The following is a 13,518-nucleotide window of genomic DNA, read 5'->3' on the forward strand; positions in this document are numbered from 1 at the left end:
CTTTATAAATAAGCTGTCTTCCCTATTCGCGCAAGCGAATAGGGAAGGGTAGTAATTGTATTAGATCTCCCGTATTCGCATAGCGAACAGGAGGGTTTAGGTTTCTCGTATTTGGGTTTAGAACTCCCGCATTTGCGAAGCAAACAGGACCCGTAGCTCGGCGAAGCGAGAGCTACTCAATCCGATGGAGTAGAGTGGGTCCCCAAAACGCATTCGCAAAGCGAACAGGGGGACTAAGCGCTCTAAGGACGAAACGATCCTCACACGTAGGCTCCAAATCCCCTCACTCCACCAAAGAGTTTCGGGTGTCCAGAGGGCAGAGCCCTTGGGGCCCTCTTGAAAGCTTCCCTTAGGAAGCTCACTCCGGAAGCATAAGCTTGGAAAGGGAGGGTTTGGGAGGGATCGAAAAAGGGTTTGAAAGGGATCTCATCCCTTAGAACGTTATGACGAGCAACTCTCACATTCCTCAATAGTCAATGCCCGACTCCTTACATAGTAAGTTGTCTTCATGCCAGACTTCCAAGCATGAATGTGTAACGATAGGAAATCCGTTGCCTTAATATCAGGACGAACATACAGATTGAAGCTTTGTCCTTGATCCACATGACGCTGGCGAGCAGCAGCCATGTCGATAGACCAATGTTGGTCAATATTAAATGCTGTTTTATAGTACCAGATGGTCTTGTCAGACAGATCTGGAGCAGGATTAGCAATTTTGTAAGTTGTTTTCTCTTCATAAGATAACAATTCATACAACGGATCGATACTCGCAGTGGAGCCAGCAATAATGGAAGTGGAACCATTTGGTGCAATAGCGAACATCCAAGCATTCCGTACACCATTCTGTTGTACTTCTTGTTGTAGTTCCTGCCATTGTGCAGTCGTTACATATTTGCCTTCAAGTTTACCGTCTGTGTATCCACGATGAGAGAAGTAAGTACCATTGTCCCAATCAGAGCCTTTGAATTTCGGATAATGACCTTTTTCCTTCGACAATTCCATACTGGAACGAACGAGTAAGTAGTTAATTTTCTCATATAGATTATCGTTATACGTGACAGCTTCCTCAGATTCCCAGCGAATACCTTCGAGAGCTAGTAAGTGATGAAGTCCGAAAGTCCCTAGACCAATAGCACGATATTGACTGTTTGTATATTGAGCTTGAAGCACTTCAATATTATTAATATCGATGACATTATCAAGCATACGTACTTGAATAGGTACAAGTCGATCTAATACACCTGCTGGAACAGCACGAGCTAAGTGAATGGAGTTCAAATTACACACGACGAAATCGCCAGGGATTTTCGAGATGATAATTCTTGTCTGTCCGTCCTTCGTAACGAGTTCTTCCTTTTCCACAACAGTTGCGGATTGATTCTGCATAATTTCAGTACATAAGTTGGAGGAATACACCATACCATGTGCACTATTCGGGTTAGCCCGGTTTACCGTATCACGGTAGAACATATACGGAGTGCCGGTCTCAAGTTGTGATTTCATAACACGTTTCATAACATCAATGGCAGGGACTGTAATACGGGACAATAAAGGATGATTTACAGCTTCTTCGTATTTATCACTGAAAGCACCTTGTCCAAGCTTTTCATCATAGAAATCTTCAAGTCCAAGTGGACGACCGTTGCTATCTGTCCAGCCCATGACCTTCTTGACTTCATGAGGACAGAATAGATTCCACATTCCACGGTTCTCCACAGCACTCATGAACAAATCGGGAATACAAATGCCGTGGAATACATCATGCGCTCTCATGCGCTCGTCACCGTTATTTAATTTGAGATCAAGGAACGCAAGGATATCTTTATGGAACACATCGATATAGACTGCGATTGCCCCTTTACGAGTACCTAGTTGATCTACGCTGACAGCCGTATTGTTTAGCTGACGGATCCAAGGGATGATACCGGAGCTAGTATTCTTATGTCCACGGATATCTGAACCGCGAGCTCTTACTTTACCAAGGTAGACACCGATTCCACCGCCCATTTTACTAAGGCGAGCTGTATCTGTATTGGAGTCAAAGATACCTTCTAAGGAGTCATCCACGGTATCAATGAAACAACTGGAGAGTTGTCCAGCCACTTTTTTACCAGCATTAGACATTGTCGGTGTAGCAGCAGTCATATATAGATTACTCATGGCCCAATAGGATTCCTTCACAAGCTCCATACGTCTCTCAGCAGGTTCTTTATGCATTAAGAACATCGCAATGATCATGTATCTTTCCTGTGGAAGCTCCATGATGTGTCCATCGAAATCGGTTGTAAGGTAACGTTCTGTAAGGGTTAAAAGACCGATGTAATCAAACAATAGATCGCGCTTGTAGTCAATCAGTTCAGCGAGTTCTTCAATCTGTTCTTTTGTATAGTATTCAAGTAATTCTTCACGGTATATGCCTTTGTGTACCAAATCTGTGATTAGTGGATAAAGTGCACCATAAGGCTCATCTGCATAGGATTTATAACGGCGGTGATGAGCTGCTTTTTTATATAAAGAAGTGAGTAGGGAACGTGCCGCAGCAAATTTCCAGTTAGGTTCTTCTTTAGTTACTAGCTCTAACGCAGACATGGTGAAGGCATTACTAATGTCTTCTCCCGTGACTTCATCTCGGCGAAGCTTGGATAGTACTCCTCGGATCAATTGCTCCTTATCAAGCATGTCCAACCCTTCAAGAAGGCGGTCAGTATAGATGGAGAGACGATTCTCATCAAAAGAGAGTTGGCGATTGTTCGGTTTTACTACGGAATGTGGCATAGGTTAGGCGTCTTCCTTTCAATATATGTTTTTCAATTTTGGATATTTAAATTTACAACAGTGTGGCAACATCGTGTCTTAAATTTGCCTGAATATCTATAATACGCTGATTTGAACTCCCACGATAGGGGAGACTGGTATTTTTTAAAGATTCTATAAAAGGACCGTCGATCACGACTTGGCATTTCTGAAGCAGACGGTATTCTGCTGAATCCATGTGAGCCATAATATCTTCATACATGTAGCCTGTATATATCCATACAGAGAAGTTAGGGAGAGATATTCGAACTTTATCGATGAAATCGGCAGCCTCATCAGCTGAGAAGAAAGGGTCTCCACCAGCTAAGGTCATGCCATCAAGTAACGGATTATTGGCCATTTCATTAATGATCTCTTGTTGACGATGTTCTGTAAAAGGTTCTCCGTAGTTGAAATTCCACGTTTCCGGATTAAAGCAACCACTGCATCGGTGACGACATCCACTAAGAAAGATGACGGCACGCAGGCCATCACCTTCATTAATGGATTCAGGATAGTATCCACAAATATTCACTTATGTTTGACCCGGTCTCGTACCTCAGCTTGCTTGGCAGCATTAAAGCGGGTCTGATAATCACCCGTTAAGTAACCCGTCACTCGACGTAAGCGATGCATAGGGACGTCCGCTTCGTTGGTTCCACATTGAGGACAAGTATCTCCGATAATGCCTTCATAATGGCAAGTACCACAGCGGTCAATAGGGTGATTAATGCTGAAATAGCTGATATTTTGTGATAATGCATACTGAACGATTCTGAGAAAAGCTTTCTGATTACTCCGAACATTTCCGTCTAATTCAACATAAGAGATGGCTCCTGCATTGCATAATTCATGAAAAGGTGCTTCAAGTGCAATCTTACGTGCAGCAGGCAGGTTATGATACACAGGTACGTGAAAAGAATTAGTATAATAGTCGCGGTCCGTAACGCCTGAAATGGAACCGAAGACTTCTCGGTCTTTCTTGGTGAACTTGCCAGACAAGCCTTCAGCAGGTGTGGCTATCAGTGTAATGTTCAGATCATGCTCTTCACTTTTCTCGTCACAGTAGCGCCGCATCGATGCGATAAGACTTAATGCTTTGTTATATACATCGTCACTTTCAGCATGATGACGACCATACATAGCCTTCATACATTCAGCTAGACCGATGAATCCGATGGATAAGCTACCATGCTTCAAGCATTCTTCCACGGATTCTTCTGGGGCTAGTAGCTCTCCGCCTTCCCAGACCCCTTCACGCATCATGAAATCAGACGCTTTGGCGGGCTGGCGAGCCTGGATATTGTAACGGTGTAGTAGGCCGTCGAGAGCGATATCTAAGAAGTGATGAAGATCCCGATAAAATCCGAGTTCGTTGGGAATAGTACTGCCATTAACCACGCCGTGTTTGATACCTAACTTCACAAGATTAATCGTATTGAAGGATAAATTACCCTTGCCAGACAAGTGGTTACGTCCATGTCGGTCAGCAAGAACCCGAGTACGGCAACCCATGGTAGCAAATTCGGTATTGGGATCGGTTGGATCATAATATTGTAAGTTGAAAGGAGCATCTAAGTTGGCGAAATTAGGATACAAACGTTTCGTTGAACATTCTATTGCCTTCAAGAACAGAACATAGTTAGGATCTTCTGGTGATTGATTTACACCACGTTTGCATTTGAATATTTGAATAGGAAACACGGGTGTTTCTCCACTTCCCAGTCCGTTCATTGTTGTGCTGAGTATGCTATCAATAATCATTTGTCCCTCAGGTGAGGTACATGTACCATAATTGATACTGGTGAATGGAATCTGACCTCCAGCGCGACTGGACATCGTATTCAGGTTATGGATTAAGCTCTCAGCAGCTTGAAGGCATTCTGTCTTGGTCTCTTGCATAGCAAAAGAATATGAACTGGGATGGGAGCTGGATAACTTTAAATTGCCTAGCGTGATGTCTTGGTCTTCTGTCAGAAAACTCTCATTAAAGTAGTGTAACCCTTTATGAAAATGCTTCGCAAACGACTTGGCGACATAAGGAGCTAAATCATGATCCAATTTACTCCCGGAAACTCCACCATATTGAGAATTTTGCTGACATTGAAATATTATTGCAACTAAGGCCATGGCACTAGATATTGACTGTGGAGGACGAACACTCCCACTTCCAGTGCTGAAGCCTCGTGATAGGAGTTTGTCGAATGGAATGAAGATACAATTTGTACTACCTACCGCGTATTGATCAAGATCATGTACGTATAAATCATTGTGATCCACCGCAGCCATGAGTTGTTCCGGTAATATGTAATATCTTGCGTACCATTTGGCATATTCACTGCCGAATTTACCGATTTTCCCTGAAAAACTTTCTCCGTTCAGGTTGGCATTTTCACGTAACATTTCTACATTTAGACTCTCTGAGATATCGTGCCCAAGACTCGATACTTCACGCAACATTTTCTCCGTTTCAGATACGTAACTTCTTGATTCCATAAGTACCATGAACTGATTCCACCCTTCGGATAAGAGATGCCGGATTGGCTCCACATGTGGAGTAGAAATCCATTTCATCAGACAAAAAAAGCACTCCGTAGAGGCGCTCAGGGCATGTTACAGTGTCCTCCTGGTTACGTAACCGAAGTAAATAGTAACAACTCCTATTTCCTCGTAGGATTTGTTTCGACTATGTCCAACAGGCAGATATCCTGACTTCCCAAGTAAACGGCTTAGTTGTCCATATAAAGACGGTATACGTATACATATGGACAATTAACGCTTATGGCAATTGCTGTGCCTATTTGTCTGCAATATGCAGCTCAATTCTTGAGTTACAGTGGCGGGACCGTGATGGATTTGCACCATTCTTCCCTTTTAAGACCCAGATGTGAAGTACCAGCCGGATCACCTGTTTTCACTATATTTAGTAGTGCTATATAAATCTAACTCAATATATGGTGTTTGTAAACAGGGAATCACAAAATATTGAACTGAAAAAAATGTGAAAAGTTTCGCAAGCCCGCTGCGACTAACCTTTTGAGTAATTTGCTAAGTAATATGAAATATTTGTGTCTACATTTTGCGAAAATTTTATAAATTCGTTAAGATAGATTAAGGAATATGAGTGGGGCTTACGAAGTGAGTATTGTCCCAAAACTTTAAAGTAAATGCTTACGATGCCAGTTTTTTTCAAAACTTTAAGGAGGAAATCAAGGTGGCCATTGCCGAGGTTACAATTATTCCAATTGGAACGCAGACGACAAGTCTAAGTGCATACGTAGCGGACATGCAGCGCGTACTGCAAGAGCAACAAGGAATAACGTATCAACTTACTTCCATGAGTACCATTATTGAAGGACCTCTTGAATTGGTATGGAAGGCGATTGCTACACTGCACGAATCACCATTTATATCGGGGGCAGAACGCGTCTCAACTTCTGTTAAATTGGATGATCGACGTGATAAAATATCCTCTAGTGCGCAAAAATTGCAGTCTGTTCAGGAAAAATTAAATGAAGATTCATCTAAATAAATAGTAGAGCAATGTACTCGTAATGTGTAGGACAGCGGCTCAATTGCCTTCATTAGCTTCCATATATCGTGGTTTCTCAAACTTGAGAGACCGCGTTTTTTGTTAGAAATTCGTTGCCCCGACTGAGGTCCAGTATTTCACTAGCCCGTGGACTGGTGTTTATAATTTCCTTATATTGTATAGTATACAATATAAGGATTATCGAACTGGGGGCGTTATTTAATTATGAGAAGACACTATAAGCCAATGCTGCTTGCGGGATTTGTTTCACTAGCATTATTGTCTGGTTGTGCTAAGAATGCTAATGAAGTGATACAGACGAGCATTGGAGAGGCAACACAAGCGATTGAGACAATTGGGGATACGGTAAAAGACACGGCGTCGGAATGGGGCGATCAGTTGAAAAGGACAGGTATCCATAAAGAAATAGTGCTATCGCAAGAAGTCGATAGTTCGGTATCCGTTCTCCATTTGGCAAACGAGGTAGGCAGCATAGAGGTAAAGGGGAGCTCTGAAGACAAGATTAACGTGAGCGCTACAATCTGGTCACTGGATAAGTCATCACGTGATGACAAGTACCAAGAAATGATGGATAATGCGGAAATTATTGCTGTAGTAAGTGGAGATCAGTTGAAGATTACTACACATCCAAAGGGTAATGAGAAGCTTGATCTGTGGAAATGGGCAAAGAAAGAATACGGATTCTCAAACTTCGGCATTGATTATGTGGTGGAAATTCCAAATACGGTTAATGGCTTTAATATCTCAAGTGAAGTTGGAGGGATTAATCTCAGTAATCTAAAAGGTATTTATGATGTTCATTCTGAAGTGGGTACCATAATTATCGAGGGAGCTCATATCCAAGGGAAATCTAATGTAGGGTCTGAAACAGGGAGCATTAAACTAGCTATCGACCAAATGGAAGATGATAGTAGACTTGAAGCTAATACTGAGGTAGGATCCATTCACGCAAATCTTGCTGAATCACTTCAAGTTAGCTTGGAAACGGACAGCGAGATTGGATCCATTACAGGAGCTCCTAAAGGCACAAGTGATATCAATGGTGGCGGACCGTTACTGTCGCTGACCACCTCAGTGGGATCAATAACGATTGAGTAATCATTTATGATTACAAAGTAGTATATATAGACATATATATATATATATATAGCCCCCCCATTATTGGGGGCTTTTTTGTGTATTGGAGGATTGGAGATGAATAAATTTACGTAAAAACGAGATATAGGGAGCATTAAGGAGCAGCGAGGAGGTATCTATTTTTGTAATCGCTACCATCGGTCTAGATGCTTCTTATTTGGTTCTAGGAAGGGATTGAGTCACCTTTACACTAATTTGGGGCGGGTGTATGATTCATAACGAAATACAAATTGTTAATTTATTCAATTGTTAATTTCGCTGAGTTTTCGTCTTGTGGCGGAGAACGGGGGAACCAATAGTAGCAACTTTTTTTCGTGTGAGAGTCGAAAAAAAGTTGCTACAGGGGTGAATCCTGACAAGGACAATTAGGTCTTTGCTGGGTAGAGCGACTCTCACCGCTCGAATCCGACAGCTAACCTCGTAAGCAAAAGTTTGAGAGAGGAATGATGAAGTTTGTGATCGAACAGAGTCGACCATAGGGCGTCATGCTCTTATTTGAAAGTTTATTGAAAGAATGTCTTGAACGCTGAATTCTGCGAAATTCAGAAACGGGGGAACCAATCGGAGATGTCTGCTGCGTAAACGCCGGACGTGTCCATGGGGTGAATTTCTTAAGTACTGTGCCAGTACTTAAGAATAGGGCGACTTCCTCGCCCGAATCCGACAGCTAACCTCGTAAGCGTGCAGGGAGAGGCAGCAAACCGCCTTCTGGCTAGTTCATGAGTTTATTTGGTCATGGACTTACTAAGAAGCTCTGGAAAAGCTACTTTTCACTGAGCTTCTTTTTTGTTGCCTTTAAACGTATAGGAGGATCTATTTTATGGAAGATGCGATCATTTTGGTTATCGCTCCGAATGAGGACGGACGGAAATTCGTAGACCAATTAATGTATAGAAAAAAGGCCTTTGCGGTATTGACTAACAACCGCGCGGAAGAACAACAGTATCAAAAAATGGGTGTTAAGCATGTTGTACGTATCGATACCTTTATGACCAAGAAATGGATCGTCCCACAGATAGCGGTGGACAAGATTTATATTTTCGAAAGTAGTCTTAACTTAAGTTGTCGTTACCTTCAGATTTGTCGTCCGTGGACGTCTCAAGAGATATACATTGTAACAAGGTTCTGGAGCCCACGAGGAATCTACAGAGGCATGGGTGCGGATCACGTCGTATACACAAAAAATGGAGACGTCGGATTTCTACTTGAAAAATAAGATAAGGCTTAATCAAAAATTCGCATGAGAGAGGGGCATTCCCATAATGATGGATGTCTACATGGTCATCACGTTAATGGTTGCGTTCGGCTTATTAGTACTGTTCACGCATTGGTGCGGAACGTTGGTCGATAGAGGGGGCGGGGAACAATGATCGTTGTACTTGCATTGACAATAGTCATCTTCGTCTATCTAATATATGCGCTAATCAATCCTGAGAAATTCTAGTAACTAAATCAGAAAATTCATCCCTATAAGGAGGATATAAAGCATGGAATTACTGCAAATGGGAATTGTGATTGTTGTACTGCTGTTGCTGGTGAAGCCAGTCGGTACTTATATGTTTCATGTATTCTCCAATGAACCTAACCGAACGGATAAGGTATTCGGTTCAACCGAAAATGTGATCTTTAAGATCATCGGGTTAAGAAATCGTGACAGTATGAACTGGAAAAAGTATGTACTCAGTTTTATTGCTACGAATGCGGTGTTAATCGCCATTAGTTACATGCTTCTTCGTTTTCAAGGAATCCTTCCAGGAAATCCGAATGGTAACGAGAATATGGAGGCATCGCTCGCACTTAACACGATCATTAGTTTTATGACCAATACCAATCTACAGCATTACAGCGGCGAGAGTGGCGTTACTTATTTAACGCAAATGGCTTTTGTTACGATGATGATGTTCACGTCGGCAGCGTCAGGTGCTGCGATTGCGGTTGCATTTATTCGCGGAATTACCCGTCGTGGGGAAGGTTTAGGTAACTTCTTTCAGGATTTCACCAAAGCTATTATTCGTATCTTCTTACCACTAGCACTTATCGTTACTATCGTATTGGTTGGTTTAAAAGTGCCTCAAACGTTTGACCCGACAGCTACAGTAACAACGCTTGAAGGTGTCGAACAACAAATAACGATGGGTCCTATCGCTTCCTTGGAAGCTATCAAACACCTTGGAACCAATGGTGGTGGATTCTTTGGAGCCAACTCATCTCATCCTTTTGAGAATCCAGGTCCTCTAACGAACGTTATCGAAATATTAAGTATGTGGTTGTTAGCAGCATCACTTCCGTATATGTTTGGTCTGTTTGCAAAAAACAAGAAGCAAGGATGGGTCATCTTCTCATCCATGATGATTCTGTTCTTGATATTCCTAAGCATCAGTTATTCGTCTGAGAAAGCTGGGAACCCGGCGATCAATTCGCTAGGGATTGAATCTTCTCAAGGTAGTATGGAAGGAAAAGAGGTTCGGTTCGGCATAGCGCAATCAGCATTGTTCTCTACCGTTACAACGGCTGCGACAACGGGATCGGTTAACAACATGCATGACACATTAACACCTCTCGGTGGACTTGCAGCGCTTTCTGAAATGATGCTCAACGTCGTGTTTGGAGGTAAGGGTGTCGGGCTAGTTAACATGCTGATGTACGCCATACTTGGAGTCTTTATATGCGGGCTCATGGTTGGACGAACGCCAGAATTCTTAGGCCGTAAGATTGAGGCAAGGGAAATGAAATTGATTGCACTCGTTATTCTTGTGCATCCGTTTATTATCTTAGTTCCTACTGCGCTCTCATTTATGACCGCTTCGGGCTATGATTCCATAAGTAATCCGGGATTCCACGGCTTAACGCAGTCCTTATATGAATACACTTCATCTGCCGCCAACAACGGATCAGGGTTCGAAGGACTTGCGGATAATAATGTATTCTGGAACGTATCGACAGGGCTTGTGATGTTCTTTGGACGTTACATGTCGATTATTGCGATGCTTGCAGTAGCTGGTTCACTAAATGCTAAGAAACCCGTAGCGGAGACGATCGGTACATTCCGTACAGATAACAAGCTATTTATTGGGATTTTGATCGGTGTTGTCTTATTGATCGGGGCACTAACGTTCCTTCCAGTCATTGTCTTAGGCCCTGTGGCCGAATTTTTAACACTCCATTAGAACGAGGTGCTTGAACGATGAGTAATATACGCAAGAGCATGTTCAATGGTGAAATAGCCAAACATGCTGTTAAAGAGAGTTTTATTAAATTGAATCCGATGTTTATGATAAAGAATCCCGTGATGTTTGTTGTTGAAGTAGGGACATTTGTTGTACTAATGATGGTTCTATTTCCAAGTTACTTCGGAACTGAAGACCAGTTAGGATTTAATATCAGCGTGTTCTTGATTCTGTTATTTACGGTCTTGTTCGCTAACTTCGCTGAATCATTGGCGGAAGGACGTGGGAAGGCACAAGCAGATTCTTTGAAAAAAGGGAAGCGGGAGATTCAAGCCAATAAGCGTGTAGGTTTGGAAATCAAAATTATTAATTCTACTGAATTACGTAAAGGTGATGTCGTTATTGTCTCAAGTGGAGAGATGATACCTGGAGACGGTGAAGTCATTGAAGGGTTAGCATCTGTGGATGAATCGGCTATTACGGGCGAGTCAGCTCCCGTGATCAAGGAAGCTGGAGGAGATTTCAACTCGGTAACCGGTGGAACACGGGTAGTCAGCGATGAAATTGTAGTACGGATTACTGCTGATCCAGGTGAATCCTTTATCGACAAGATGATCTCGCTCGTTGAGGGCGCGACGCGTCAGAAGACACCAAATGAAATAGCACTTAATACGTTGCTTACTTGTTTGACATTGATATTCTTAATCGTAGTGGTGACTTTGGCTCCTATCGCCAAACATTTCGAAATTGATCTTCCGATTCCAGTACTTATCTCATTGTTAGTGTGTCTAATACCGACAACGATTGGTGGCTTATTGTCCGCGATCGGTATTGCAGGTATGGACCGCGTGACTCAATTCAACGTGTTGGCGATGTCGGGTAAAGCTGTTGAGGCTTCTGGTGATATCAACACGATGATTCTCGATAAGACAGGAACGATTACGTTCGGTAATCGGATGGCAAGTGAATTTGTACCTGTAGGTAAAATGTCTAAGAAAGAGTTGGGTTATTGGGCATCCATAAGTTCCTTGAAGGATGAGACACCTGAGGGACGATCTGTCCTTGAACTCATGAGGAAACTTGATTATACCATTGAGGATATACTTGCAGCTGGTGGAGAATTCGTTGAATTCAAAGCACAGACGCGAATGAGCGGTATCGATCTCAAAGACGGACGTCATGTACGTAAAGGAGCCGTTGACTCTGTAAGAAAATGGGTCGAATCTCAAGGAGGACTTATCCCGGCAGATCTAGAAGACAAGGCAAACGTGATTGCTTCTGACGGAGGAACGCCTCTAGCAGTAGCAGTAGATGGTGTCATTTATGGATTGATTTACTTAAAGGATACCGTAAAACCAGGTATGAAAGAGCGGTTTGACCAATTAAGACAGATGGGAATCAAAACCATCATGTGCACGGGAGATAATCCGTTGACAGCAGCGACCATTGCTCGTGAAGCAGGCGTTGACAGTTTCATTGCGGAAAGTACACCGGAAGATAAAATAGAAGTCATTCGCCGTGAACAAAGCGAAGGTAAACTGGTTGCCATGACAGGCGATGGAACGAATGATGCTCCAGCGCTCGCCCAAGCCGACGTAGGCTTAGCGATGAACAGCGGAACGACGGCTGCGAAAGAAGCAGCCAATATGGTCGATCTGGACTCTGATCCTTCGAAGATTATTGAAGTCGTTGCGATCGGTAAACAGTTATTGATGACACGAGGAGCATTAACAACCTTTAGTATTGCGAACGATGTAGCTAAATATTTTGCTATTATTCCAGCTATGTTTATGGTCGCTATTCCAGAAATGAATGTGCTTAATGTGATGGGGTTAGGTTCTCCACTTTCGGCAATACTCTCAGCACTCATTTTCAACGCTGTGATTATTCCACTGCTCATTCCGCTTGCCATGAAAGGTGTTAAATACAAACCCATGGGCGCAAGTAAGTTGCTAAGTCGGAATTTACTAATCTATGGCGTTGGAGGGGTTATCGCACCGTTTATCGGGATTAAAGCTATTGACCTGATTGTACACTTATGGATTTAAGCGCGAGGAATAAGATGGCAAGCGTTATACGCCATATACTATAATATGGAAAGGAAGGAAATAGCAATGAACAATACAGAGTCATCCCATAAGAAGAATTCAATTATAGGTATCGCTATACGTGTCAGTCTAGTGATGATCGTACTTTGCGGAATCATTTATCCCACGGTTAGTACAGGTGTAGCGCAAGTGATTTTCCCTAACCAAGCGAATGGTAGTATGGTGAAAGATGGAGAGGGTAAAGTGGTCGGTTCCGAGCTCATTGGGCAGACTTTTACCAATCCTGCATTCTTCCAAGGTCGTGTATCAAGCATTGAGAACAATGGGGCAGGTTCTGGTTCCAACAACTATGCACCGTCTAACCCAGAATTGGTGAAACGGATTCAAGAATCTATGGTTGCTTGGGAAGCCGCTAACCCGGATGTTCCGTTAGAGCAGCTACCGATTGACCTAGTAACGAACTCAGGTTCAGGACTAGATCCAGATATTTCACCAGCCTCTGCCAAGGCGCAAATTCCAAGAATCAGCAAGTTGACTGGATTAGATCAAGCTGAGCTTCAGAAATTGGTGGATCTCCATACGAAAGAACGTGATTTGGGCGTGTTCGGGGAGCCAAGAGTCAATGTGCTGTTGTTGAACATCGATTTGGGGAAAATAGTTAAGAAATAGTAGAGATGATGGAATGCCAAGCCTGGTCGATCTGGTCTTGGCTCCAACAAATAAAATAGTTTTTCATTCATACACTTACATTAAAGCCAAGGCATTTCGGATTTGATCCGCTTGTTTTGGCTTTTTTTTAAATATATGAAAGTATAAGTTT

Annotated in this window: 10 protein-coding genes and 3 riboswitches; of the genes, 7 read left to right on the forward strand and 3 right to left on the reverse strand. The window is 42.7% G+C overall.

Annotated elements, in window-relative coordinates; all coding sequences use genetic code 11:
* Positions 1 to 441 precede the first annotated feature (441 nt).
* From PGLA_RS03810 to PGLA_RS03820, 3 genes are read right to left on the reverse strand one after another with little or no spacing between them, the layout of a single operon-like run.
* On the reverse strand, positions 442 to 2,775 hold the full coding sequence (locus PGLA_RS03810; protein ID WP_068528936.1) for a ribonucleoside-diphosphate reductase subunit alpha: 2,334 nt from the start codon (positions 2,773 to 2,775) through the stop codon (positions 442 to 444).
* Between the two features lie 52 nt (positions 2,776 to 2,827).
* Positions 2,828 to 3,328, reverse strand: coding sequence for an anaerobic ribonucleoside-triphosphate reductase activating protein (gene nrdG, locus PGLA_RS03815; RefSeq protein WP_068528939.1), 501 nt, complete (start codon positions 3,326 to 3,328; stop codon positions 2,828 to 2,830).
* Positions 3,325 to 5,298: an anaerobic ribonucleoside triphosphate reductase gene (locus PGLA_RS03820; RefSeq protein WP_084410703.1), complete on the reverse strand. Its 1,974-nt coding sequence runs from the start codon at positions 5,296 to 5,298 to the stop codon at positions 3,325 to 3,327. The genes nrdG and PGLA_RS03820 overlap by 4 nt, the downstream gene beginning before the upstream one ends.
* 176 nt (positions 5,299 to 5,474) lie before the next feature.
* A riboswitch (cobalamin riboswitch) is annotated at positions 5,475 to 5,720 on the reverse strand.
* Positions 5,721 to 6,007: 287 nt separating this feature from the next.
* Here PGLA_RS03820 and PGLA_RS03825 point away from each other — a divergent pair.
* From PGLA_RS03825 to kdpC, 7 genes are all read left to right on the forward strand, one after another.
* A complete protein-coding gene (locus PGLA_RS03825; RefSeq protein ID WP_068528943.1) occupies positions 6,008 to 6,325 on the forward strand; it encodes an MTH1187 family thiamine-binding protein in 318 nt (105 codons plus the stop codon).
* Between the two features lie 225 nt (positions 6,326 to 6,550).
* The gene (locus PGLA_RS03830; protein WP_068528946.1) at positions 6,551 to 7,444 is read left to right on the forward strand and encodes a hypothetical protein; all 894 of its coding nucleotides are present in this window, start codon (positions 6,551 to 6,553) and stop codon (positions 7,442 to 7,444) included.
* Positions 7,445 to 7,729: 285 nt separating this feature from the next.
* A riboswitch (cyclic di-AMP (ydaO/yuaA leader) is annotated at positions 7,730 to 7,925 on the forward strand.
* Between the two features lie 72 nt (positions 7,926 to 7,997).
* Positions 7,998 to 8,181: riboswitch (cyclic di-AMP (ydaO/yuaA leader) on the forward strand.
* A 122-nt stretch (positions 8,182 to 8,303) separates the two neighbouring features.
* Positions 8,304 to 8,699, forward strand: coding sequence for a hypothetical protein (locus PGLA_RS03835; RefSeq protein ID WP_068528949.1), 396 nt, complete (start codon positions 8,304 to 8,306; stop codon positions 8,697 to 8,699).
* Between the two features lie 150 nt (positions 8,700 to 8,849).
* Entirely contained in the window at positions 8,850 to 8,927 is a 78-nt protein-coding gene (gene kdpF, locus PGLA_RS29650; protein ID WP_084403049.1) for a K(+)-transporting ATPase subunit F, read from the forward strand.
* 43 nt (positions 8,928 to 8,970) lie between these two features.
* Positions 8,971 to 10,650 carry a potassium-transporting ATPase subunit KdpA gene (kdpA, locus tag PGLA_RS03840; protein WP_068528952.1) on the forward strand — a complete coding sequence of 560 codons (1,680 nt, stop codon included), beginning with the start codon at positions 8,971 to 8,973 and terminating at the stop codon, positions 10,648 to 10,650.
* A 17-nt stretch (positions 10,651 to 10,667) separates the two neighbouring features.
* Entirely contained in the window at positions 10,668 to 12,698 is a 2,031-nt protein-coding gene (kdpB, locus tag PGLA_RS03845) for a potassium-transporting ATPase subunit KdpB (protein ID WP_068528955.1), read from the forward strand.
* A gap of 66 nt (positions 12,699 to 12,764) precedes the next feature.
* A complete protein-coding gene (gene kdpC, locus PGLA_RS03850; RefSeq protein ID WP_068528958.1) occupies positions 12,765 to 13,367 on the forward strand; it encodes a potassium-transporting ATPase subunit KdpC in 603 nt (200 codons plus the stop codon).
* Positions 13,368 to 13,518 lie beyond the last annotated feature (151 nt).

Origin of the sequence: Paenibacillus glacialis, assembly GCF_001637205.1 — a bacterium.
GTDB lineage: Bacteria > Bacillota > Bacilli > Paenibacillales > Paenibacillaceae > Paenibacillus_AQ > Paenibacillus_AQ glacialis.

What these genes read in the sequence shown, in the direction of transcription:
- PGLA_RS03810 (WP_068528936.1), bottom strand. Translation starts at nt 2,775, where the DNA reads ATGCCACATTCCGTAGTAAAACCGAACAATCGCCAACTCTCTTTTGAT.
- PGLA_RS03820 (WP_084410703.1), bottom strand. Translation starts at nt 5,298, where the DNA reads ATGGTACTTATGGAATCAAGAAGTTACGTATCTGAAACGGAGAAAATG.
- PGLA_RS03830 (WP_068528946.1), top strand. Translation starts at nt 6,551, where the DNA reads ATGAGAAGACACTATAAGCCAATGCTGCTTGCGGGATTTGTTTCACTA.
- PGLA_RS03835 (WP_068528949.1), top strand. Translation starts at nt 8,304, where the DNA reads ATGGAAGATGCGATCATTTTGGTTATCGCTCCGAATGAGGACGGACGG.
- kdpF (WP_084403049.1), top strand. Translation starts at nt 8,850, where the DNA reads ATGATCGTTGTACTTGCATTGACAATAGTCATCTTCGTCTATCTAATA.
- kdpA (WP_068528952.1), top strand. Translation starts at nt 8,971, where the DNA reads ATGGAATTACTGCAAATGGGAATTGTGATTGTTGTACTGCTGTTGCTG.
- kdpB (WP_068528955.1), top strand. Translation starts at nt 10,668, where the DNA reads ATGAGTAATATACGCAAGAGCATGTTCAATGGTGAAATAGCCAAACAT.
- kdpC (WP_068528958.1), top strand. Translation starts at nt 12,765, where the DNA reads ATGAACAATACAGAGTCATCCCATAAGAAGAATTCAATTATAGGTATC.